Origin of the sequence: Mesorhizobium sp. M1295, assembly GCF_040318135.1 — a bacterium.
Taxonomy (GTDB): Bacteria; Pseudomonadota; Alphaproteobacteria; order Rhizobiales; family Rhizobiaceae; genus Mesorhizobium.
Genome location: NZ_JAMYLU010000011.1, coordinates 1 through 22,204, shown reverse-complemented (window position 1 = coordinate 22,204; position 22,204 = coordinate 1). Strand labels below are relative to the sequence as shown.

Here is a 22,204-nt window from a genome sequence, read left to right as displayed (position 1 = left end):
GATGTCATCTCGGCTTTCGCCAATCACCAGCGTCGAAGGGTGCCTTACGTCTGAACTGCCAATCTCCCCCCTTGAGGGGGAGATGGCCGGTAGGCCAGAGGGGGGTGCCGCGTGATGCCCAAACGTCGTGCTGTCACCCAGATCAGCCGCCTCGCGCGCCGCGCCGGCGGCACCGCGGCCGCCAACCGCATGGTGCCGGAAGAGACGCCGGTAGCATTCTCCTTTGCCGGCACCACGCATGCGGTGATGATGGCAAGCCCGGCCGATTTCGAGGATTTCGCGCTCGGCTTCTCGCTGACCGAAGGCATCATTGCCTCGCCAGACGAAATCGAAGCCATCGAGGTCGAGGATCACGGCGCCGGCATCGATATCCAGATCCGGCTGAAGGACCAGGCCAACACCCGTTTCGAGGCGCGTCGCAGACGGCTCGCCGGCCCGGTCGGCTGCGGGCTGTGCGGCATCGAATCGATCGAGGAAGCGATGCGCTCGGTCGATCCGGTCGGTGCGTCGAAACTTACACTTCAGGCCGATGACATCGTCCGCTCGGTCAAGCTTTTGTCGAAGGTGCAGCCGCTGCACGCCGAGACCGGCGCGGTCCACGCCGCCGGTTTTTACCTCCCCGGCAAGGGCATCGTCATGGCGCGCGAGGATGTCGGCCGTCACAATGCGCTGGACAAGCTGGCCGGCGCGCTGGCCAAAGCCGGTATCGACGGCAGGTCGGGGGCCGTCGTCGTGACGTCGCGCGTTTCGGTCGAGATGGTGCAGAAGACCGCGGCGATCGGTGCTGCCTTCATCATCGCCGTCTCGGCGCCGACGGCACTTGCCATCCGCACCGCAGACGACGCCGGCATGACGCTGGTGGCGCTGGTGCGCGGCGATGATTTCGATATTTTCACCCATCCTGACCGCGTGGTTTCCGGAGTTGCCAAGCATGTCGCATGACGAAGGCCACCTCATGAGCACCAGCGAAAAGCTGGTTCGCATGGCCAACCAGATCGCTGCCTTTTTCCACTCCAAGCCGCGCGAGCAAGGCATTGCCGGCGTCGCCGAGCACATCAACAAGTTCTGGGAGCCGAGGATGCGCCGGCAATTGTTCGAGATGCTCGACAGCGGCGGCGAAGGCTTCAACGAGCTTGTCGTCGCGGCCGCCCCACACATCAAGCGGCCGGGCGCGCCGGAGGGCGCAGGTTTTAGCGTCGGCGGAGCGAGCACCGAGACTACGGCTGCGTCACAGAAGTAGGCGCCGCGGGCCTACATTCACACCCTCTAAGGTTTCATCTGCCGCAAGTCTCGCGGCTCTGCTATGATCCGGCGATAAGAAATCGTCGGGTCGGGCGGACAAACCTCGTGAGGCCGATCGAAACTCGCTACGCGCTCAGCGGCGACGTGCGGATCGCCTATCAGGTGGTCGGCCAGGGATCGCTCGATCTCGTCTTCGTGCCGGGTTTCATTTCCAATCTCGACCTGCACTGGGAAGACGAAGGCTACAGCCGGCTGTTGGCGTTCCTTGCGGAACACCGCAGTCATACATCGTCTCTTATGCAAGGTGGCGGCAGCCGGGGCAGCGCAAGCCTCCATGACTACGGAGAGGGAAACCCCCTACTCACTCTCACCCTCCAGCGCCGGCACCGACACCCCGGCAAGCTCCGCCGCCAGCAACCGCGCGGCACCGGCGCGCGCGATCCTCAGCATCAGCGCCTTGCGCGTCGCCCCCGCCATCCGGTGCTCGGGCGCATCGCGCAGGACCTCGGCACCATAGCCGTCGGAGAGAATGAAGCCGCACTCTTCCGGAAAGATCTCCTGGGGCACGCCGGGATGGGTGGCGAAGAAGAAGCGGTCGGAATGCAGCCGGTAGTCCGGCCATTTGCGGTCGACCCTGAAATCCTCGATCGAGGATTTGATCTCGATGATCCAGATATCGCCCTGGCGGGTCAGCGCTACGAGATCGGCGCGGCGCCCGGTGGCCAGCGACAGTTCGGGCAAGACATGCGCGCCCATCTGCTTGAGCAGCCGCTGCACGCCACGCCTGACCAGCATGGCACGCTCCGACTGGCGACCGTCGATCAGCGGGTTAAGGGGTAGAGGTGAGATGATAGGCATGGCCGCACCATGTCAGATTTTGTTCACGGTTTGAACCCGGTTTTTTGGGGCGATTATCCGGTTGACAAACCCAACCAGAACGGGACACCGCCGGTGCAGAACCCTGAAGCGCAAGCGGCCCACCGTGGGTGTTTTCCTACGGGTATTTACTGCCTGCAAGCTGTCTGGCACGACCCTCGGCAGTGGTTGCCTTGCGGGTTAGTGGGCCGCACATTACCCTTTCTCCACCTGGTGTGTTTATATAATAAGCACGCACACAGTATTTATTTGGAGTGTCCGGAAGACAAAGTTCACGCTTGTGGCCTGACCCCGGCTCAACATAGATTCTACAGGTTTTTTTACTCGTGTCATAAGGAACGTTCGCCTGGCTAGTGCATGCCGATGCACTGACGGCAATGGCTATAACGATGGCTATGCGGATCATGTTTTCCCCCAACACAACCGCATTTGAATCATGTTTTGTCGCCGCTGCCAAGGCGGGTTGCCAACCAGATAATCGCCTTTGTGCTGGGGCCAGTGCTGGTCTAGGAGCTCTTGTCTGTCGGATTAAGCCACTCACGCGCCTTCCGGTTTTTCAAATCAAATCGGTATAAGGAACAGGCGAGCACCGCTGGAAGACCAATGCCTCCGACAATAACCAGCGCGATAGGGCCAAACCAGCGGTAGGCTAGAACCCCAACCAAACTGAGGATCATGGCTCCAATGAAACTACTAATAGGCGCGGGCGTCACGGCTGATTTGTAGCGGAGCTTTGGTCAGCGGTCATCCGGGTTTGTCAAATATATAGCCGCCTTCTGGGCGGCTATTATCTGGTTGACAACCCCCTCTAACTAACCGGCATCATGCCCTCCAGAGCAATGATCCTCGTCTTTGCACAGCGTTCGCGGATGGCTTTGAGGCGGCCGTATTCCGGAGAGTCGTACCATGCGAGGAGCGAGGCCATGTCGGGAAATTCGACGATGACAAGGCGATGAGGCTCCCAATCGCCTTCCAGCACTTTGGTGGCTCCGCCACGAGCGATGTACCTTCCCCCGTAGCGGGCTTCGGTTGCAGGCACGTCCCGGCGGTATTCCTCGAAAACGGCGGCGTCGGTTATGTCGACATCGGCAATAAGATAGGCTGCCATTGACCTTACTCCCCTTAGGAAAGGCATTGAAGCAGGTCCATTAGCGGTCCCGCAACTAAGCCAGCGGTACTACGCCTCGGAAACGACTCGCGTTCTCCCGGATTGGGGCGCTTTACTACATTCGTGGGGATAGCTCTGGGAGGAGACGAACCATGCCGATGTATCTCACGCGATTCAGCTACAGGCCCGAAACGTGGGCGCGCTTGATGGATAATCCCGAGGACAGACGCGAGGCTGCCCGTTCCTACATCGAGTCGGTCGGCGGAAAGCTGCACGGGTTCTGGTATGCCTTCGGAGAACACGACGGCTGGAATCTGTGGGAGGCGCCGGACAACGTCTCCATGGCATCGGTCATGCTTGCCATTGGTGCGGGAGGCGCGCTCAGCTCCTACGAGACCACCGTGCTGCTAAGTGTCGAAGAGACGATGGAAGCGCTTGGCAGGGCGAAGTCGATCCGGTATCGCCCACCGGGATCGTGACGGCCGCCCGTGCTTCGCGGAGTGTCGAAGGCTAGGTAACGCTTGCTGTCGAACGGCGCACGCTCCTAAACTTTTGCGCAAAAAAATGTCCGCTGCACCCTCTTGGCAGCGCCGGCAGCTTGCGCTTTCAATGTCGGCCACGGTATTTTACGAGGAGCATTAGATGACGGACGATGACGGACGCAAATCGGCGACACCGGAGGAAATCCGCTCGGCCATCAGAGGCTGGGCGGTGCTTGGGGCAATCATCGTTGCCGTGTTTGGTGCCGCCTACGTCATGATCGATAGTTGAATGGCCGACGATCCTGGTCGCCCCGATGGACTGCCTGAAAAGATCGGCACGGTCCTTGGTGCAGTGGTGGTGATCGGCACGTTCGGGCTTCTGGCTTGGACGGTTCTTCGCGGCGTTCTTTATTGAACCGGCCTATTGAACCAGGCTTGTCAGGATTATCTCCTGCAGCGGCCGCGTCTCAGGCGAGATCAGGCCGATCTCCTCGTAGTAACGGATGGCCTTGGCTGGCCGGCCAGAGCGCCAGCCAGCGTCACCGACCCGTCTCGGGGTTCTTGTTCTTGGCCCATTGATTTTGCAGCATAATCCTGCTGGGGCTGTTGCCGAAATGCCATAGTCGCCGGTTTACCAGCACGCAAGCCCAAGGATATAGGCATCGCCCGCTTGGCAAGCAAAGCAAATGCCAGCATGAATGAAGATGAAAAAAGCGGCCGACTCGAGCCGCTGTTGTTTGGGCAGGCATCGGACCTTTTCATGCGCATGAAGTCACTTGCAATCGTCGCGGCCCTGGCGGTGTCGACGGCTGTCGCCGGTTGCAGCACCATCGGCTCGCAGATCTTCACCAACAACTACGGCGCGGTGACCGATGCCGGCTATCATCTGCCGCGCATCCCGATCGAAAAGGTGCCGTTCAAATACCGCCGCCAGATCGTCGACTACGACACCAGGGAAAAGCCGGGCACCATCATCGTCGATACGCAGAACAAGTTCCTCTATTTCGTCATGGGCGACGGCGAGGCGATGCGCTACGGCATCGGCGTCGGCCGTGAAGGTTTCGAATGGCACGGCACCGCCCGTATCGCACTAAAGCGCGAATGGCCGACCTGGACGCCGCCGTCGCAGATGATCAGGCGGCAGCCGGAGCTGGCCAAGTTTGCCGGCGGCATGGAGCCGGGGTTGAAGAACCCGCTCGGCGCGCGCGCCATGTACCTGTTCAACAAGGGCGGCGACATGGGCTACCGCCTGCATGGCAGCCCGGAATGGAATTCGATCGGCAAGGCGATGTCGTCGGGCTGCATCCGGCTGATGAACCAGGACATTATCGACCTCTACGACCGCACCTCGGTCGGCGCCAAGGTCATTGTGCTGTAAGACCATGATCCCGAAAAGCGGGACCCGGTTTTCGGACAAGATCATGGTCAAACAAGAAGAGCTTTATACGCGGACCGTCTAGGCAACACACAGACGTCGCAAACAGAAAACCGGGCACTTTGGCCCGGTTTTTTGTTGTCGATCGACGTTGACGATGGAACGGCGCGTCAGGAGACCTGTTCGACGTGCTGCACTTCCGGCACAAAGTGCCGGAGCAGGTTCTGGATGCCGTGCTTCAGCGTCGCCGTCGAGGACGGGCAACCGGCGCAGGCGCCCTTCATGTGCAGGAATACGGTGCCGTTCTCGAAGCCGCGGAAGGTAATGTCGCCGCCATCCTGGGCCACCGCCGGGCGCACCCGCGTGTCGAGCAACTCCTTGATGGTGACGACCAGCTCCTCGTCGGCCTTGTCGTAGAATTCGCCGGTCTGGCTGGTCTCGGCGGCGGGGCCGGCCTTGGCCATCACCGGGGCGCCGGACATGAAATGCTCCATGATGGCGCCGAGGATAGCCGGCTTCAGATGCTGCCAGTCGGGACCGTCCTTGGTCACGGTGATGAAATCATAGCCGAAGAAGACGCCGGTGACGCCGGGGATCTCGAACAGACGGCCGGCCAGCGGCGAAGCCGTCGCGGCGCTGTCGGCATCACGGAAATCGGCGGTGCCTTCTTGCAGCACTTCCTTGCCGGGCAGGAATTTCAGCGTCGCCGGGTTTGGCGTCGACTCGGTCTGGATGAACATGGCCATCTCCGTGCCCGTTTCGGGCAGCTAGTTTGGAATAATTCTAATTAGGCTTTATCCGCCCGACATTCAAGCGAAAGGCATCGCGGGGAACGGCTGGCTGGTGGAATGTTTTGCTAGCTCGCTGAAACAATTGGAGATGTGTTGAGATTCAGGTCAGGCCGAGCCGAAAATGATGGTTTCCGAGAACCGGAGCGGAGCGTACTTTTGGTACGTGAGCACCGGAAGCGCAGGAAGCCGCCATTTGTAGGCCGGCCTCACCTGAATATCGGCACATCTCAGGCGAGGCTGTCGATCTCCTCGTCCGACAGGTTCTGCGGCACCACAGTCACTGGAATCGGAAAGGCGGCGCCCTTGCCGGCAACCGCGCCGACCAGCGGCCCAGGCCCTTCCTTGCCAGCGCCTGCCGCCAGCACCAGGATGGCGATGTCCTGGTCTTCCTCGATCAGCTTGTGGATCTCTTCGGTCGGCTTGCCTTCGCGCACCACCAGTTCCGGCTCGATGCCGAGCTTCTGGCGCACCTTGTTGGCGTAGCTGTCGAGCGCGGCGCGCGCCGTGGCGGTCGCCTCCTCGCGCATGATCTTCTCGACGCCCAGCCAGTGCTGGAAATCATCCGGCTCGATGACATAGAGCAGCACCAGCACGCCGCCCGTGCTTTGCGCCCGCTTCGAGGCGTAGGCGACGGCGCGCTCGCATTCCGGCGTGTCGTCGATGATCGCCAGGAACTTGCGGCGATGACCGGCTTCGCGGCTGAGGCGTTTGGAGACCATATTCACCCTGCTCGATGGTTTTCGGCCGCAATCTGCCACCGCCACAGCCCGCCCGCAAGCGACCGGCGGCTGTGGCGATGTTGGTGCAGCTTAAAGCGCGTCGCGTTCGACCGGCCTCATGCGACGCGCTTCAGGTTCTTGTTTTATGCATGTCGTTATCGCAAAACCGCTGCACACTTTTGCGCGACATAAATTAGCCTTGCAGCAGGCCGATAATGTCGCGCACGGTCTTCATCGTCGCTTCGGCCAATGTGCCGGCACGCTCGCCGCCATCCCGCAGCACCGCGTCGACATAGGCGCGGTCGCCGGAGATGCGGCGCATCTCGCCGGCGATCGGCGCCAGCTTTTCCACCGCGAGATCGGCCAGCGCCGGCTTGAACACCGAAAACTGCTGGCCGCCGAATTCCTTCAGCACCGCCTCTTTCGATATTTCGGCGAGGCCGGCATAGATGCCGACGAGGTTTTCCGCTTCCGGCCGGCCGGCAAGCCCGTCCAGTTCGCCGGGCAAAGCCTCCGGGTCCGTCTTGGCCTTGCGGATCTTCTTCGAGATGGCGTCGGCATCGTCGGTCAGGTTGATGCGCGACAGGTCCGACGGGTCGGACTTCGACATCTTTTTCGAACCGTCGCGCAGCGACATGATGCGCGCCGCCGGGCCGCCGATGACCGGCTCGGTCAGCGGAAAATAGCCGTTCACCGTCTCTTCGCCCACCTGCATCTCGACGCCGACACCAAGCGCCGCGATACGGTCCGAAAAATCGTTGTTGAATTTCTGCGCAATGTCGCGGGTCAGCTCCAGATGCTGCTTCTGGTCGTCGCCGACCGGCACATGGGTGGCGCGGTAGACGAGGATATCGGCGGCCATCAGGGAGGGGTAGGCGAGCAGGCCGAGCGAGGCGTTCTCGCGGTCCTTGCCGGCCTTGTCCTTGAACTGCGTCATCCTGTTCATCCAGCCAATGCGCGCCACGCAGTTGAAGATCCAGGCAAGCTCGGCGTGCTGCATCACCCGCGACTGGTTGAAGACGATGTGCTTGGTCGGATCGATGCCGGAGGCGAGAAACGCCGCGGTGATCGAACGCGTCTGGTCCTGAAGATCCTCATAGACGAGCTGCGCGGTCAGCGAATGCAGGTCGACGACGCAGTAGATGCAGTCGGAGGTGTCCTGCAGGGCGACGAATTTCTTGATGGCGCCGAGATAATTGCCGAGATGCAGATTGCCGGTTGGCTGGACGCCGGAAAAGACGAGTGGCTTGAAGGCGGGCTGGTTGAGGCCGGTCATGGTGTATCCCTGGCTTGTGGAGGGCCGTTTCGCGCGCGGCGAAAGTCTTGCGACGGCGCGCTTATGGACGAGAGCGAGGAGACGATCAAGAGGGGTGTTGGCTAGGCCGCGCGGGGCTTTGACCGTGGCCGAGCAAGACGCCACAGAAGGCTGTTTGAAGGGGATGGCGCCGACCAGAATCAAAAACCCGCCTTGCGGCGGGGTCGTCGGTGCGAATCAGCACCATACGCAAATTAGTAGCATAGCTGCAGGCACAAAGCAAGAACAAAATTGGACCTGACGAATTTTCCGCCTCACGAATCCGGAGATTGCTCCTTGACCGGCTGGGAGCCTTTACGCCCGATATTGCGGCGGATCATGCCGAAATCCGCACCCCCGGTGGCAAACGCAGTGACGAAGTAAAGCAGCGCCCCGCCGGCGACGAGCGCAAGCAGCGTTACCGCCTTGATCACCAGCGGCGAGCCCGAGCCGAGACTTGCGGCGAACCAGTGCTCGGCAAAATAGAGCGCCGCCGCCATCACCGCCGCCGACAGCACCAGCCGCGGGATGCGTTTCATGAGCGGCAAGTCGCGGCCCCAGTGGCCGCGCCGGATCAGCACGGCCAGCAGCATCGCCGCATTGACCCAGCCGGCGACGGCGGAGGCAACGGCAATGCCGGGCGCGCCCATCGTCGGAAACAGCGTCAGTGCCGTCGTAATGTTAACCGCCACCGAGATGGCGGCGAAAATCATCGGCGTGCGCGTGTCCTCGCGGGCGAAATAGCCTGGGGTGAAGGCCTTGATCAGCACGAAGGCCGGCAGACCGAGGCCGAAGATCTCCAGGATTGCCGCGACCGTCGGCGTCGAATTGTTGGCGGCGAAGGCGCCGCGCTCATAGACCAGCCGCACGATCGGCTCGGACATGACCAGCAGGGCGGCCGCCGCCGGCAAGGTCATGAACAGGGTGAACTCGACCGAGCGGTTCTGCAGATTGGCCGCCTCGACCAGATTGCCTGACTTCAGCGCCCGCGACAGTTCCGGCAAAAGCACGATGGCGACGGCGACGCCGACAACGCCCAGCGGCAGCTGGTAAACGCGGTCGGCATAGGCCAGCGACGACACCGCGCTGTCCTGCGCCGACGCGATCGCCGTGCCAATCAGCTGGTTGATCTGGGTGATGCCGCCGGTGATCGCCGCCGGCAGTGCCAGGATCAGCAGCCGCTTGACGCTGGGCGTCATCTTCGGCCGGCGGAAGCCGATCGAAATGCCGGCATGGCGCACCGCCGCCCAGACGATCGCCAGCTGCACCAAGCCGGCCGCCAGTACGCCCCAGGCCAGCCCGAAACCGACGGTGCGGGCGTCCGAACCCTTGTACCAGGCATAGGCAAGCACGGCGATGAGGATGATGTTGAGGAACACCGGCGCCACCGCGGCGGCGAAATAGCGGCGCAGCGAATTCAGCATGCCGGCCATCATGGCGCCGAGCGACATGCAGATCAGGTAAGGGAACATGACGGTCGCCAGTGCCACCGTCATCTCGAATTTTCCGGGCGTGTCGGCAAAGCCCGGCGCCACCAGGTAGCGCACGATCAGCGGCATCGCCAATTCCATGGCGATGGTTAGCGCCAGAAGCGCGGTGAACAAGACGCCGAACACCTCTTCGGAAAAACGCTTGGCGCCGTCGGTGCCGTGCGTCTCGATCTCTTTGGCGAACAGCGGCACGAAGGCGGCGTTGAAGGCGCCTTCGGCGAACAGCCGGCGAAAGGTGTTGGGAAACTGGAAGGCGGCGTTGAAGGCGTCGGCGATCGGCCCGGTGCCGAGTGCGGCAGCCATCAGCATCTCGCGGCCAAAGCCGAGGGCTCGGCTCATCAGCGTGCCGGAAGCGACCGTGGCGAATTTCTTGACAAGGCTCATGCGCTTGAAGACTGCCTGTGGGATTGGGGCAAATGGAAGGTAACAGTCACTCGGCGGCCGTTTTGGTCTTGCCGCGCTCGGACGCCGTGCCCTCGAGCACCGCGATCAGCCTGTTGCGGATGGTCGCCGTACGCGACGGGCTGTCGATCTTCTGGCCGGTGAGATCGGTGACGTAGAACGTGTCGATGACCTTTTCGCCGAAGGTGGTGATGTGGGCCGAGGCGATGTCGAGCGACAGGTCCGACAACATGCCGGTGATCTCCGACAGAAGGCCCGGCCTGTCCAGTCCTTCGACCTCGATCACCGAGAACCGGTTCGACAGGGTGTTGCGGATCTCGGCGCGTGGCGGGATGCGGAAGACCTTGGCGCCGCGCCGTGGCTTGGTGCGCTTCTCGATCATTTCGGGCAGCCAGCTCTTGCCCGACAGCACGTCCTCGATCAGCCGGCCGACGCGCTCGGCACGGCGACGCTCGTCCTCGTCGCGGTCGAACTCCCTGGAGATCAGGATGGTGTCGAGCGCGCGGCCGTCCGAAGTGGTGAATATCTGCGCGTCGACGATGTTGCCGCCGGCCGCAGCACAGGCGCCGGCAATCACCGAGAGCAGGCGCGGATGGTCCTGCGCCAGCACCGTGATCTCGGTCACCGCCTCGAACTGGTGGGTCTTGACCATGGTGGCGAGCTTCTTGCCGGCGTGATCGGCCTCGCGGATGAATTCGGCATGGCGCAGCTGGTCGGGAAGATCGACCGCCAGCAGATAGTTCTCGTAGTGCTGGCCGACATAACGCTTGCGGGCCTTTTCCGGCCAGTCGGCAAGTGCCTCGGCCAGTTGTTCGCGCGCCGCCGCAGTCCGCTTGGCGCGCGACACCTCCGAAAACCCGCCGGTCAACAAAAGCTCGGTCTCGTAGTAGAGCGTACGCAGCAGCTGGCCTTTCCAACCGTTCCAGACCCCCGGCCCGACGCCACGGATATCGCAGACGGTAAGCACCAAAAGCATCTTCAGCCGTTCGACCGACTGCACGATGGCGGCAAAATCCTCGATCGTCTTGCGGTCGTTGAGATCGCGGGTCTGCGCCGTCATCGACATGACGAGGTGGTTCTCGACCAGCCAGGCGACCGTTTCGGTGTCGGCCGGCGAGAGCCCCATATGCGGGCAGATGCGCCGCGCGATTCTGGCGCCGGCTTGCGAATGGTCCTCAGGCCTGCCCTTGGCGATGTCGTGCAGCAGCACGGCGACATAGAGCGCCTCGCGGCTCTTCTTCAGCCCCGGCATCAGCGCGTGGGAAAGCGGATGCACCTTTTCGCCGTCGCCGCGCTCGATCTCGGCCAGCACGCCGATGCAGCGGATCAAATGCTCGTCCACGGTGTAGTGGTGATACATCGAGAACTGCATCATGGCGACGATCTTGCCGAAGTCCGGGATCAGCTTGGCAAGCAGTCCGGCCTCGTTCATTCGCCGCAGATTGAGCTCGGCGTTGCGGTCCGAGGTCAAGATGTCGAGGAACAGCCGGTTGGCCTCCTCGTCGCGCCTGAGCGCCTTGCCGACGAGGCCGAGAGAGCGGGTCAAAAGCTTCAGCGCATCGGGGTGGAATTCCAGGCCGTGCTTGTCGGCAAACCAGAACAGCCTGAGCAGGTTGACCGGATCGCGCTCGAACACCTCGTCGTCGGCAATGTTGATGCGGTGGTTGTCGACGATGAAATCGGCCGTGCCGGCGAGCTTGCGCTTGCGCCGCGAGAAGGTGAGGAAGATGCGGTTGAAGCCCGGCACATGCTTGGCCTGCTCCTCCTCGAGCGCGGCGCAGAAAATGCGGGTCAGGTCGCCGACATCCTTGGCGACGAGGAAGTAGTGCTTCATGAAGCGCTCGACCGCCGACAGGCCGGGATGGGTGGTGTAGCCGAGCCGCTCAGCGATGTCGCGCTGGATGTCGAAATGCAGCCGCTCCTCCGCCTTGCCGGTGAGGAAATGCATGTGGCAGCGCACCGCCCACAGGAAGTCCTCGGCCTTCTGGAATTCCCTGTATTCGGCGTCGGTAAAGACGCCCTTGTCGACCAGTTCCTCGCCGGTGCGCACCCGGTAGAAATATTTGGCGATCCAGAACAGCGTCTGCAGGTCGCGCAGGCCGCCCTTGCCGTCCTTGACGTTAGGTTCGACCAGGTAACGGCTCTCGCCGGCCTTGGCGTGACGCTCGTCGCGTTCGGCAAGCTTGGCCTGGACATATTCGGGGCCGGTGGTGCGCACCACCTCGTGGTCGAAGCGCTGCAGAAGCTCGTCATAGAGCTTTTGCTCGCCCCACAGGAACCGCGCCTCCAGGATCGAGGTGCGGATGGTGATGTCGGTGCGCGACAGCCTGAGGCACTCGTCGATGTTGCGCGTCGCGTGGCCGACCTTCAGCCCGAGGTCCCACAGCATGTAGAGCATATATTCGACGATCTGCTCGCCCCATGGCGTCTGCTTGTAGGGCAGCAGGAACAGCAGGTCGATGTCGGAGCCCGGCGCCAGCGTGCCGCGGCCATAGCCGCCGACGGCAACGACCGCCATGCGCTCGGCCGACGATGGGTTTTTCACGCGGTAGACATGGGTGGCAGCGAAATCGTAGAGCGCACGGATGATCTCATCCATCAGATGCGACAGCCGGGCGGCGCAGGCGGTGCCGCTGCCGTCGTCCATCAGCATGCGTTCGGCGACAGTGCGCCCGTCGGCGAGCCGGCTTTTGAGCAGCTTGAGGACGCCGCCGCGCGCGGCCTTGCCCGAACCGTCGCCTGCCGTGGCCGCGGTCAGTTCGGTCATCTCGCGGCGCAAGGCTTCGCCGTCGATCAGTTCCTCGAGCTTCAGGGATATTCTTGCCATAAATGCCGTTCGGCCTCGCCGTTTCGGCGGCGTCTATAGCGCGTTTTCGCGGCGCTGGGTATGGGGCGGACGGACGCGTTCTCCGCGGCCGCCGACGGGACGATCGTCTCGTGCCCGCAGCCGGTTCGGTTTGGGCCTGGCCGCGAAAAATCGAAAATCGGCCCTTGACCTTCCAGTTACTGGAAGCACTACCTCCGCTGCAACATCGAAATACAGGGGCTTTCGGCATGACGCATTCCGACCACGATCATCACAGCCATGGCAGCTGCTGCTCGGCAAAGAGCGCCTCGCCTGCCGCGGACGCCGTCGTCCGGGATCCGGTCTGCGGCATGACCGTCGATCCGGCCGCCGGCAAGCCGACCGCCGGGCATGACGGCCATCGCTATCATTTCTGCAGCGAAAGCTGCCGTTCGAAATTCGTCGCCGAACCTGAAAAATATCTGACCGCAACCGATCCCGTCTGCGGCATGAGCGTCGATCGCGCCACGGCCAAGCACTTTTTGCGCCACGAGGGCCAAGGCTTCTATTTCTGCTCCGCCGGCTGCAAGCCGAAGTTCGAGGCCGAGCCGGCAAAATATCTCGGCGACAAGCCGGCGCCGCAGGCGATGCCCAAGGGCACGCAATACACCTGCCCGATGCATCCCGAAATCATCCGCGACAAGCCCGGCTCCTGCCCGATCTGCGGCATGGCGCTGGAGCCGATGGGCGTGCCGACCGGCGACGAGGGGCCTAACCCCGAACTGGTCGATTTCACCAGGCGCTTCTGGGTGAGCGCGGTGCTGTCCGTGCCGTTGCTGGTCATCGCCATGGCACCGATGCTCGGCCTGACATTCCAGGCCTTCATCGACGACCGCGCGAAGGTCTGGCTGGAGCTGGCGCTGGCGAGCCCCGTGGTGCTGTGGGCGGCATTCCCGTTCTTCCACCGCGGCTGGGATTCGATCCTCAATCGCAGCCCCAATATGTGGACGCTGATTTCGCTCGGCGTCGGTGCCGCCTATCTCTACAGTGTCGTCGCCACACTGTTTCCAGGCCTCTTTCCGCACCAGTTCCGCGGCCATGACGGCACCGTGCCGGTCTATTTCGAGGCGGCGGCGGTAATCGTCGCGCTGGTGTTCCTCGGCCAGGTGCTGGAATTGCGTGCCCGCGAGAAAACCGGCTCGGCGATCCGTGCGCTGCTCGACCTGGCGCCGAAGACGGCGCGGCTGATCGGCGCGGACGGTTCCGAAAACGACGTGCCGCTCGATATTGTCAAGGCCGGCGACCGCCTGCGCATCCGCCCAGGTGACGCTGTACCGGTCGACGGCATTGTGCTTGAAGGGCGCTCTTCCGTCGACGAATCGATGATCACGGGCGAGCCGCTGCCGGTCGAAAAGACCGAAGGCGACAACCTCACCGGCGGCACGCTCAACAAGAATGGCTCACTGATCATGCGCGCCGAAAAGATCGGCGCCGAGACGACACTGGCGCGCATCGTCGAACTGGTCGCCAAGGCGCAGCGGTCGCGCGCGCCGATCCAGGGGTTGGCCGACCGCGTCTCGTTCTACTTCGTCCCGGCCGTTGTTCTCGTTGCGATCATTGCGTTTGTAGCCTGGGCGATCGTCGGACCGGAACCCAGCCTGGTGTTTGCCATCGTCTCGGCGGTCTCGGTTCTGATCATCGCCTGTCCGTGTGCACTCGGCCTTGCGACGCCAATGTCGATCATGACCGCCACCGGGCGCGGCGCGCATGCCGGCGTGCTGATCAAGGAAGCGGCGGCGCTCGAGCGCTTTGCCTCGGTCGATACGCTGATCGTCGACAAGACGGGAACGCTGACCGAAGGCCGGCCGCGACTGACCGACGTCGTTGCCGTCGAAGGCATGGCGCAAGACGAGTTGCTGGCGCTCGCCGCCGGGCTGGAAAAAGGCTCGGAGCATCCGCTGGCCGAGGCGATCGTTGACGGCGCCCGCGGACGCGGGGTGAAGGTCCCCGACGCGAGCGGTTTCGAGGCTGTCACCGGCAAGGGTGTTTCCGGCACGGTTTCGGGACAGAAGGTGGCGCTTGGCAATGCCGCGATGATGGCCGATCTCGGCATCGATACGGCTTCGGTCCTGGCCAGTGCCGAGGCGCTGCAGTCCGACGGCAAGACCGCGATGTTCGTCGCTGTCGCAAGCAAGCTCGCCGGCCTCGTCGCCGTCGCCGACCCGATCAAGGCGACCACCGCCGAGGCGATCAAGGCGCTGCATGACAGCGGGCTGAAGATCGTCATGGCGACCGGCGACAATGAGCGCACCGCCAAGGCCATCGCCGCCAAGCTCGGCATCGACGCGGTGCATGCCGGGCTTTTGCCCGAACAGAAGAACGCGCTGGTCGAGGAGTTGCGCGCCGGCGGTGCCGGCGTCGCCATGGCCGGCGATGGCGTCAACGATGCGCCGGCACTTGCCGCCGCCGATGTCGGCATCGCCATGGGCACCGGCGCCGATGTTGCGGTCGAAAGTGCGGGGATTACGCTGGTCAAGGGCGATCTCAACGGTATCGTCAGGGCCAGGACGCTGGCCCGCGCGACGATCCGCAACATCCGCCAGAACCTGTTTTTCGCTTTTCTCTACAATGTGCTTGGCGTGCCGGTGGCTGCCGGCGTGCTTTATCCGCTCACCGGCACGCTGTTGTCGCCGATGATTGCGGCGGCGGCGATGAGCCTGTCTTCGGTTTCGGTCATCGCCAACGCATTGCGGCTCAGGACATTGAAACTCTGAGTAAAACTTCCAGATACACCCTGTTCAAAAAAGGAGACGATGAATGACCTTGGCCAAGAAGATCGTGCTGCTGATGATGGCGGCGGGAATGCTGCTTGCTGTTTTCCTCGAAAGCGTTCCTGCACAAGCCGAGGAGATGAAGCACGACATGGGCGCCATGGGCGCGCAGAGCCCCTCGACCGAGGGCTACAAGGCGGCGATGGACAAGATGCATACCGACATGATGGCGATCGAATATTCCGGCAATGCCGATGTCGATTTCGCCCGCGGCATGATCCCGCATCACCAGGCTGCCATCGACATGGCCAAGGTCGAGCTCGCCAATGGCAAGGATCCGGAAATCCGCAAGCTGGCCGAAGCGGTGATCGCCGCGCAGCAAGCCGAGATCAAGCAGATGCAGGACTGGCTCGCCGCCCATCCGGTGAAGTAGGCGTCACGCTGTCGGGGCATCCAGGCGAGAGGCTTCACCTGGATTTCTGCTTCACCTGGATTTCCCTTGGCGGCTATGGTGCTATCCGGGCCTCGGACTGGAGCATGCCATGCCATCGACGATACGAACGACCACCCTGCCCTGCGGCGAAGCCGTGCCGGTGCTCGGCCAGGGCACCTGGAAGATGGGCGAAGACGGCCGCCGCCGTACCGACGAGGCCAATGCCCTGAAGCTCGGGCTGGATCTCGGCATGACGCTGATCGACACCGCCGAAATGTATGCCAGCGGCGGTGCCGAGGAGGTGGTGGCGGAGGCCATCGCTGGTCGCCGCGACGAGGTTTTCCTGGTCTCCAAGGTGCTGCCGTCCAATGCCTCGCGCGCCGGCGTGAAACGGGCCTGCGAGAACAGCCTGAGGCATCTCGCCACCGACCGCATCGATCTTTATCTGCTGCATTGGCCGGGCAGCGTGCCCTTGACGGAAACGGTCGAGGCATTCGAAGCGTTGAAGGCAGCCGGCAAGATCCGCCATTGGGGCGTCAGCAATTTCGATACCGGCGAGATGGAAGAGCTGGTCCGATTGCCGGCCGGCGGCAACGTCCAGACCAATCAGGTGCTCTACAATCTGTCGCAGCGCGGCGTCGAGTTCGACCTCGCCCCGTGGAGCCGGCAACGCGGTATGCCGCTGATGGCCTATTCGCCGGTCGATCAGGGGGTATTGGCGCGCAATGCCAGGTTAGATGCCATCGCCGCTCGCCACGGTGCGACGCCGGCGCAGATCGCGCTTGCCTGGGTGATGGCGCAGGACGGGGTGATCGCCATTCCCAAAGCTAGCCGCCCGGAGCATGTCCGGCAGAATGTCGCGGCGTTGGACATCGAGCTCACGAGCGAAGATTTCGCCGAAATTGACCGCGCCTTCCCACCGCCGAGGCGGAAGTCGGGCCTGGCGATGATTTGAGGGGGTGGGGCGGAAGGCAAGCCAAAGCAGCGTTCCGTCACACCCCCCTCTGTCCTGCCGGACATCTCCCCCACTGAGGGGGAGATTGGATCTCGCATCGGCTTTCGCCAACTTCGAACGTCGAAGGAAAAAGCGCTGTCAGCGAAACTGCCAATCTCCCCCCTTGAGGGGGAGATGTCCGGCAGGACAGAGGGGGGCGCCGTAGAGCGCTATCGGACGAGCACTACTTCCCCACAAGCCCCTTCAGCCGGTACAGCGCTTCCAGCGCCTCGCGTGGCGTCATCTCGTCGGGATTGATCTCCGCTAGCGCTTCACCCAGCCCATCACTCCTGGCCGGCTTCGACGCTTCCCGCTTCGCCGCCACGGAAAACAGCGGCAGGTCGTCGACCAGACGGTTGGCCTTGCCCGAGACCTCGCCGGCTTCAAGCTGGTGCAGCACTTCTTTGGCCCGGCCGACGACGGCTTCCGGCAAGCCGGCAAGCCGCGCTACCTGGACGCCGTAGGAACGGTCGGCGGCACCCTTGCCGACCTCGTGCAGGAAGACCACGTCGCCCTCCCATTCCTTGACCCGCATGGTGACGTTGGAGAGCCGCGGCAGTTTTCCGGCGAGCGCCGTCATCTCGTGGAAATGCGTGGCGAAGATCGCCCGGCAGCGGTTCTTCTCGTGCAAATATTCGACCGCCGCCCAGGCGATCGAGAGGCCGTCGAAAGTGGCGGTGCCGCGGCCGATCTCGTCGAGGATGACCAGTGCGCGTTCGCCGGCCTGGTTGAGGATCGCCGCTGTCTCGACCATCTCGACCATGAAGGTCGAGCGGCCGCGCGCCAGATCGTCGGAGGCGCCGACCCGCGAAAACAGCCGGTCGACGACGCCGATATGGGCTGATGCCGCCGGCACGAAGGAGCCGGTCTGGGCAAGGATGGCGATCAGCGCGTTTTGCCTGAGAAAGGTCGACTTGCCGCCCATATTGGGGCCGGTCAGCAGCCAGATCGCGCCGGCCTTGGCATCGCCTTGCGGCGACAGATCGCAATCATTGGCGACGAACGGGCCTTCGCCGGAACGCCGCAGTGCCTGTTCGACCACCGGATGGCGTCCGCCCGAAATCTCGAAGGCAAGGCTCGCATCGACCAGCGGCCGGCACCAGGCCTCGCTTTCGGAAAGCAAGGCAAGGGCTGCCGAAACGTCGAGCGCGGCGAGCGCTTCGGCGCCGGCGCGGATCCTGTCGGCCTGGCCGACGACTTCCGCCGTCAGCGCCTCGAAAGCGGCAAGCTCGATCGCCAGCGCCCGGTCGGCGGCATTGGCGATCTTCGACTCCAGCTCGGCGAGTTCCGTGGTGGTGAAGCGCATGGCGTTGGCCATGGTCTGGCGGTGGATGAAGCGCGCCTTGGCGCCGTCGCTGCCGGTCATCAGCGCATGGTGGTTGGCGGTGACTTCGATGTAGTATCCCAGCACATTGTTGTGCCTGATCTTCAGCGAGCGGATGCCGGTCTCGTCGATCAGCGAGCGCTCCAGCCCGGCGATCACTTTTCGCGACTCGTCGCGCAGTGCCCGCATCTCATCGAGTTCGGCGTGGTAACCGGAACGGACGAAGCCGCCGTCGCGCTTGAGCAGCGGCAGCTCGTCGCTGAGCGCCTGTGCCAGATGCGTCGCCAGCGCGCCGGGCAGTGCCTTGATGGCCGCTAGCGCCGCCGCCAGTTCGGCGGGCAAGGCAGTTTGCCCGAACAGTCCGGCGATGGCGCCGGCCGCTTCGAAACCGGCGCGCAGCGCGCCGAGATCGCGCGGACCCCCGCGGTTGAGCGCCAGCCTGGACAGCGCGCGCGGCATGTCGGCGACGCTCTTCAGGCTGGCCCGCACCGCCTGGCAGAGGCGCGTCTCGGAGCGGAAGAACGACACCGAATCCAGCCTTGCAGCGATTGCCGCCGGGTCGGTCAGCGGCGCCATCAGCCGGTCAGCGAGCAGCCTTGCGCCGCCACCGGTCACCGTGCGGTCGATCGCCTTGAACAGCGACCCCTCGCGGCTGCCGGACAGCGTGCGCAGCAGCTCCAGATTGGCGCGCGTCGCCGGGTCGATGAACAGTGTCGATCCCTGCTCCTCGCGCTCCGGCCGCGACAGCGGCGGCCGCTCCGCTTTCTGCGTCTTCTCGACATACGCGATGACGCCTGAGATCGCCGACAGCTCGGCGCGCGAAAACGAGCCGAAACTGTCAGGCGTCGCCACCTCGAAGAAGCGGGCGATGCGGCCGGCGGCCGAAGCCGAATCGAACAGCGACGGCGGCTGCGGGCAGGCGACGCGGCCGAGCACGTCGAACACCGGTTTCAGCTCCGGGTCGTAAAACACCGGTTCGGCGACGATCAGCTCGCGCGGATCGACACGGAAGACGTCGGCGAGCAGCCGGTCGGCGGTGGTTTCAGCGACGCGGAAGACACCGGTCGAGATCTCGATCCAGGCCAACGCGAAGGAATGCTCGGCGCCGCCCTTGACCCGTCCCAGCGCCATCAGAAAACTCGATTCCGACGGCGCCAGCAGTTTGTCCTCGGTGATGGTGCCTGGCGTCACCAGCCGCACAACATCGCGGCGCACCACCGATTTGCCGCCGCGCTTCCTGGCCTCGGCTGGATCCTCGATCTGCTCGCAGACGGCGACGCGGAACCCCTGGCCGATCAGCTTCTGCAAATAATCGTGGGCGGGGTGCACCGGCACGCCGCACATCGGGATGTCGAGCCCCTGGTGCTTGCCGCGCTTGGTCAGCACGATGCCGAGCGCCCGGCTTGCCTTCTCGGCATCGTCGAAGAACAGCTCGTAGAAATCGCCCATGCGGTAGAACAGCAGCGAATCCGGGTTCGCCGCCTTGATCTCGATGTACTGCTCCATCATCGGCGTCGCCGGCGCGAAGGCCGGCGTGGCGTTGTCGCTTCGAATGGGCGTCTCGTCGTTCAAAAAGCTGCTTCCAAAATTTTCCAAGCCATGCTTGGCGGTTTACAGCGGCGAAGTGTAGCCTTAATCCCGAACCGTCCACAAAAGAAAGCATGCGCACCCATCTCAAGCGGTGCCGTACGGGCGAGGAAACCAAGAGTACCATGGCCAAGAAAACCGAAAGCAACGGGCCCTCAGTCAGCGCCCAGGAGGCGCTGGAATTCCACGCCATGGGCCGTCCGGGCAAGCTGGAGATCGTCGCCACAAAACCGATGGCGACGCAGCGCGATCTCAGCCTCGCCTATTCGCCGGGCGTCGCGGTGCCGGTTCTCGCCATCGCCGAGGACCCGAGCCGCGCCTTCGACTACACGGTTCGCGGCAACATGGTCGCCGTCATCTCCAACGGCACCGCTATCCTCGGCCTCGGCAATCTCGGCGCGCTGGCCTCGAAGCCGGTGATGGAAGGCAAGGCGGTGCTGTTCAAGCGCTTCGCCGATGTCGATTCCATCGACCTCGAGGTCGACACCGAGGATGCCGACGAATTCATCAACTGCGTGCGCTTTCTCGGCCCCTCCTTCGGCGGCATCAACCTCGAGGACATCAAGGCACCGGAATGCTTCATCATCGAGCAGCGGCTGCGCGAATTGATGGACATACCGGTGTTCCATGACGACCAGCACGGCACCGCCATCATCTCGGCCGCCGGGCTGATTAACGCGCTGGAAATCACCGGCCGCGACATGAAGACCACGAAAATGGTCTGCAATGGCGCCGGTGCTGCCGGCATCGCCTGCATCGAATTGATGAAGGCGATGGGCTTTGCGCCTGAGAATATCATCCTTTGCGACACCAAAGGCGTCGTCTTCCAGGGCCGCACCGAAGGCATGAACCAGTGGAAATCGGCGCATGCCGTCAAAACCGGCGCGCGCTCGCTGGCCGAGGCGCTGGACGGCGCCGACGTGTTCCTCGGCCTCTCGGCCAAGGGCACGCTGACCACCAGGATGGTGCAGTCGATGGCCAAGAACCCGATCATCTTCGCCATGGCCAATCCCGACCCCGAGATCACACCGGAGGAGGTCGCCGAGATCCGCACCGACGCCATCATGGCGACGGGGCGGTCCGACTATCCCAACCAGGTCAACAACGTGCTTGGCTTCCCCTACATCTTTCGCGGCGCACTGGATGTGCGGGCGACCACCATCAATGACGACATGAAGATCGCCGCCGCCCGGGCGCTGGCGGAGCTGGCGCGCCAGGACGTGCCCGACGACGTCGCCGCCGCCTATCAGGGCAACCGGCCGAAATTCGGCCCCAACTACATCATCCCGGTGCCGTTCGACCCGCGGCTGATCTCGGCGATCCCGATCGCGGTCGCCAAGGCGGCGATGGACTCCGGCGTCGCGCGCAAGCCGATCCTCGATCTCGACCGCTACGCGCAGGAGCTTTCCGCCCGCCGCGACCCGATCGCCTCGACGCTGCAGCGCATCTACGACCGCGTGCGCCGCCAGCCCAAGCGCATCGTCTTTGCCGAGGGCGAGGAGGAGCAGGTGATGCGCGCCGCCGTCTCTTATGTGAACCAGCGGCTCGGCACCGCCATCCTGCTCGGCCGCGACGACATCATCAAGGAAAACGCCCGGAATGCCGGCATCGACCTCGGCAAGCAAGGCATCGAGATCATCAATGCGCGGCTGTCGCGGCGCAACTCCGTCTACACCGATTATCTCTACGAGCGCATGCAGCGCAAAGGCTTCCTGTTCCGCGACTGCCAGCGGCTGATCAACAACGACCGCAACCATTTCGCCGCCTGCATGGTGGCGCTGGGCGATGCCGACGGCATCGTCACCGGCGTTACCCGCAACTATTCGACGGCGCTCGACGACATCCGCCGCGTCATCGACGCAAGGCCCGGCCATTGCGTCATCGGCGTGTCGATCGTGCTGGCGCGGGGTCGCACCGTGCTTGTCGCCGACACCGCCGTGCACGACATGCCGAACGCTGAACAGATCGCCGACATCGCCGAGGAGGCCGCCGGCTTCGCCCGCCGCATGGGCTACGAGCCGAGGCTCGCTATGCTCGCCTATTCGACCTTCGGCCATCCGCAGGGCGAGCGCTCCGAGCGCGTCCAGGAAGCGGTGCGCATCCTCGACAAGCGCCGCGTCGATTTCGAGTATGACGGCGAAATGGCCGCCGACGTGGCGCTCAACGCCCGCGCCATGGCGCAGTATCCGTTCATCAGGCTGACCGGCCCCGCCAATGTGCTGATCATGCCGGCGTTCCACTCGGCCTCGATCTCGACCAAGATGCTGCAGGAGCTCGGCGGCTCGACCGTCATCGGCCCGCTGCTGGTCGGCCTGAACAAGCCGGTTCAGATCGTCTCGCTCAACGCGAAGGATTCGGACATCGTCAATATGGCGGCGATCGCGGCGTATAGCGCTGGGGCTTGAGGGGCACGTAGCGGCAGCGCCCTTTCCTTCTCCCCTTGTGGGGCCTTTGCAGAGAAGGCGCATAGATATGCGATTTGAGGCATATATGCTTTTTTGAGCGTCGGAGAGCGCTGCTTGGCCGTTCAG

19 protein-coding genes are annotated in these 22,204 nt (G+C 63.7%); 10 read left to right on the top strand and 9 right to left on the bottom strand.

Translation table 11 applies throughout. The annotated features are described in order from the left end of the window. Positions 1-114: 114 nt before the first annotated feature. Positions 115-942: a formate dehydrogenase accessory sulfurtransferase FdhD gene (gene fdhD, locus NKH29_RS16785; RefSeq protein ID WP_023717901.1), complete on the top strand. Its 828-nt coding sequence runs from the start codon at positions 115-117 to the stop codon at positions 940-942. After that, positions 932-1,240 carry a formate dehydrogenase subunit delta gene (locus NKH29_RS16780; protein ID WP_352483304.1) on the top strand — a complete coding sequence of 103 codons (309 nt, stop codon included), beginning with the start codon at positions 932-934 and terminating at the stop codon, positions 1,238-1,240. Before fdhD ends, NKH29_RS16780 begins: the two co-directional genes overlap by 11 nt. A gap of 26 nt (positions 1,241-1,266) precedes the next feature. On the opposite strand, the gene NKH29_RS16775 is transcribed toward NKH29_RS16780, so the two are convergent. From NKH29_RS16775 to NKH29_RS16765, 3 genes are all read right to left on the bottom strand, one after another. Beyond that, entirely contained in the window at positions 1,267-1,527 is a 261-nt protein-coding gene (locus tag NKH29_RS16775) for a hypothetical protein (RefSeq protein WP_198030469.1), read from the bottom strand. Between the two features lie 72 nt (positions 1,528-1,599). After that, on the bottom strand, positions 1,600-2,100 hold the full coding sequence (locus tag NKH29_RS16770) for an MmcB family DNA repair protein (RefSeq protein ID WP_353000156.1): 501 nt from the start codon (positions 2,098-2,100) through the stop codon (positions 1,600-1,602). A gap of 826 nt (positions 2,101-2,926) precedes the next feature. Then, on the bottom strand, positions 2,927-3,226 hold the full coding sequence (locus NKH29_RS16765; RefSeq protein WP_023717905.1) for a DUF1330 domain-containing protein: 300 nt from the start codon (positions 3,224-3,226) through the stop codon (positions 2,927-2,929). Between the two features lie 152 nt (positions 3,227-3,378). On the opposite strand from NKH29_RS16765, the gene NKH29_RS16760 reads away from it, so the two are divergent. The 4 genes from NKH29_RS16760 to NKH29_RS16745 all read left to right on the top strand — a co-directional run bounded on the left by NKH29_RS16760 (position 3,379) and on the right by NKH29_RS16745 (position 5,086). Further along, positions 3,379-3,705, top strand: coding sequence for a GYD domain-containing protein (locus tag NKH29_RS16760; RefSeq protein WP_352483306.1), 327 nt, complete (start codon positions 3,379-3,381; stop codon positions 3,703-3,705). 163 nt (positions 3,706-3,868) lie between these two features. Then, the gene (locus NKH29_RS16755) at positions 3,869-3,997 is read left to right on the top strand and encodes a hypothetical protein (RefSeq protein WP_352857156.1); all 129 of its coding nucleotides are present in this window, start codon (positions 3,869-3,871) and stop codon (positions 3,995-3,997) included. Further along, a complete protein-coding gene (locus tag NKH29_RS16750) occupies positions 3,998-4,123 on the top strand; it encodes a hypothetical protein (protein WP_352483308.1) in 126 nt (41 codons plus the stop codon). It abuts the gene before it with no gap. Between the two features lie 345 nt (positions 4,124-4,468). Next, positions 4,469-5,086, top strand: a complete 618-nt coding sequence (locus NKH29_RS16745) for a L,D-transpeptidase (RefSeq protein ID WP_352857158.1) — start codon at positions 4,469-4,471, stop codon at positions 5,084-5,086. Positions 5,087-5,253: 167 nt separating this feature from the next. On the opposite strand, the gene NKH29_RS16740 is transcribed toward NKH29_RS16745, so the two are convergent. The 5 genes from NKH29_RS16740 to NKH29_RS16720 form a co-directional block, all read right to left on the bottom strand. Beyond that, complete coding sequence (locus NKH29_RS16740; protein ID WP_023676386.1) at positions 5,254-5,823, bottom strand: NifU family protein; 570 nt, start codon at positions 5,821-5,823, stop codon at positions 5,254-5,256. A 278-nt stretch (positions 5,824-6,101) separates the two neighbouring features. Next, positions 6,102-6,593 carry a universal stress protein gene (locus tag NKH29_RS16735; protein WP_023717912.1) on the bottom strand — a complete coding sequence of 164 codons (492 nt, stop codon included), beginning with the start codon at positions 6,591-6,593 and terminating at the stop codon, positions 6,102-6,104. A gap of 193 nt (positions 6,594-6,786) precedes the next feature. Continuing rightward, on the bottom strand, positions 6,787-7,869 hold the full coding sequence (gene trpS, locus NKH29_RS16730) for a tryptophan--tRNA ligase (RefSeq protein WP_352493729.1): 1,083 nt from the start codon (positions 7,867-7,869) through the stop codon (positions 6,787-6,789). Positions 7,870-8,162: 293 nt separating this feature from the next. Further along, the gene (murJ, locus tag NKH29_RS16725; RefSeq protein WP_352791093.1) at positions 8,163-9,761 is read right to left on the bottom strand and encodes a murein biosynthesis integral membrane protein MurJ; all 1,599 of its coding nucleotides are present in this window, start codon (positions 9,759-9,761) and stop codon (positions 8,163-8,165) included. A 46-nt stretch (positions 9,762-9,807) separates the two neighbouring features. Beyond that, positions 9,808-12,606 (bottom strand): [protein-PII] uridylyltransferase, encoded by a 2,799-nt coding sequence (locus tag NKH29_RS16720; RefSeq protein ID WP_352483311.1) that lies wholly within the window; start codon positions 12,604-12,606, stop codon positions 9,808-9,810. A gap of 227 nt (positions 12,607-12,833) precedes the next feature. On the opposite strand from NKH29_RS16720, the gene NKH29_RS16715 reads away from it, so the two are divergent. From NKH29_RS16715 to NKH29_RS16705, 3 genes are all read left to right on the top strand, one after another. Further along, positions 12,834-15,338, top strand: coding sequence for a heavy metal translocating P-type ATPase (locus NKH29_RS16715; RefSeq protein ID WP_352548829.1), 2,505 nt, complete (start codon positions 12,834-12,836; stop codon positions 15,336-15,338). 43 nt (positions 15,339-15,381) lie between these two features. Then, positions 15,382-15,768, top strand: a complete 387-nt coding sequence (gene copM, locus NKH29_RS16710; RefSeq protein ID WP_023676379.1) for a CopM family metallochaperone — start codon at positions 15,382-15,384, stop codon at positions 15,766-15,768. A 109-nt stretch (positions 15,769-15,877) separates the two neighbouring features. Next, positions 15,878-16,723, top strand: a complete 846-nt coding sequence (locus tag NKH29_RS16705; RefSeq protein ID WP_352483314.1) for an aldo/keto reductase — start codon at positions 15,878-15,880, stop codon at positions 16,721-16,723. Positions 16,724-16,946: 223 nt separating this feature from the next. Here NKH29_RS16705 and mutS read toward each other — a convergent pair whose 3' ends face one another. Continuing rightward, complete coding sequence (mutS, locus tag NKH29_RS16700; protein WP_353000191.1) at positions 16,947-19,595, bottom strand: DNA mismatch repair protein MutS; 2,649 nt, start codon at positions 19,593-19,595, stop codon at positions 16,947-16,949. Positions 19,596-19,798: 203 nt separating this feature from the next. On the opposite strand from mutS, the gene NKH29_RS16695 reads away from it, so the two are divergent. Next, positions 19,799-22,078, top strand: coding sequence for an NADP-dependent malic enzyme (locus NKH29_RS16695; protein WP_023717919.1), 2,280 nt, complete (start codon positions 19,799-19,801; stop codon positions 22,076-22,078). The last annotated feature ends 126 nt before the right edge of the window (positions 22,079-22,204 follow it).

Excerpts from the sequence above, each read along its gene's own strand:
- fdhD (WP_023717901.1), top strand. The coding sequence starts at position 115 with ATGCCCAAACGTCGTGCTGTCACCCAGATCAGCCGCCTCGCGCGCCGC.
- NKH29_RS16780 (WP_352483304.1), top strand. The coding sequence starts at position 932 with ATGTCGCATGACGAAGGCCACCTCATGAGCACCAGCGAAAAGCTGGTT.
- NKH29_RS16775 (WP_198030469.1), bottom strand. The coding sequence starts at position 1,527 with ATGACTGCGGTGTTCCGCAAGGAACGCCAACAGCCGGCTGTAGCCTTC.
- NKH29_RS16770 (WP_353000156.1), bottom strand. The coding sequence starts at position 2,100 with ATGCCTATCATCTCACCTCTACCCCTTAACCCGCTGATCGACGGTCGC.
- NKH29_RS16765 (WP_023717905.1), bottom strand. The coding sequence starts at position 3,226 with ATGGCAGCCTATCTTATTGCCGATGTCGACATAACCGACGCCGCCGTT.
- NKH29_RS16760 (WP_352483306.1), top strand. The coding sequence starts at position 3,379 with ATGCCGATGTATCTCACGCGATTCAGCTACAGGCCCGAAACGTGGGCG.
- NKH29_RS16755 (WP_352857156.1), top strand. The coding sequence starts at position 3,869 with ATGACGGACGATGACGGACGCAAATCGGCGACACCGGAGGAAATCCGC.
- NKH29_RS16750 (WP_352483308.1), top strand. The coding sequence starts at position 3,998 with ATGGCCGACGATCCTGGTCGCCCCGATGGACTGCCTGAAAAGATCGGC.
- NKH29_RS16745 (WP_352857158.1), top strand. The coding sequence starts at position 4,469 with ATGCGCATGAAGTCACTTGCAATCGTCGCGGCCCTGGCGGTGTCGACG.
- NKH29_RS16740 (WP_023676386.1), bottom strand. The coding sequence starts at position 5,823 with ATGTTCATCCAGACCGAGTCGACGCCAAACCCGGCGACGCTGAAATTC.
- NKH29_RS16735 (WP_023717912.1), bottom strand. The coding sequence starts at position 6,593 with ATGGTCTCCAAACGCCTCAGCCGCGAAGCCGGTCATCGCCGCAAGTTC.
- trpS (WP_352493729.1), bottom strand. The coding sequence starts at position 7,869 with ATGACCGGCCTCAACCAGCCCGCCTTCAAGCCACTCGTCTTTTCCGGC.
- murJ (WP_352791093.1), bottom strand. The coding sequence starts at position 9,761 with ATGAGCCTTGTCAAGAAATTCGCCACGGTCGCTTCCGGCACGCTGATG.
- NKH29_RS16720 (WP_352483311.1), bottom strand. The coding sequence starts at position 12,606 with ATGGCAAGAATATCCCTGAAGCTCGAGGAACTGATCGACGGCGAAGCC.
- NKH29_RS16715 (WP_352548829.1), top strand. The coding sequence starts at position 12,834 with ATGACGCATTCCGACCACGATCATCACAGCCATGGCAGCTGCTGCTCG.
- copM (WP_023676379.1), top strand. The coding sequence starts at position 15,382 with ATGACCTTGGCCAAGAAGATCGTGCTGCTGATGATGGCGGCGGGAATG.
- NKH29_RS16705 (WP_352483314.1), top strand. The coding sequence starts at position 15,878 with ATGCCATCGACGATACGAACGACCACCCTGCCCTGCGGCGAAGCCGTG.
- mutS (WP_353000191.1), bottom strand. The coding sequence starts at position 19,595 with ATGATGGAGCAGTACATCGAGATCAAGGCGGCGAACCCGGATTCGCTG.
- NKH29_RS16695 (WP_023717919.1), top strand. The coding sequence starts at position 19,799 with ATGGCCAAGAAAACCGAAAGCAACGGGCCCTCAGTCAGCGCCCAGGAG.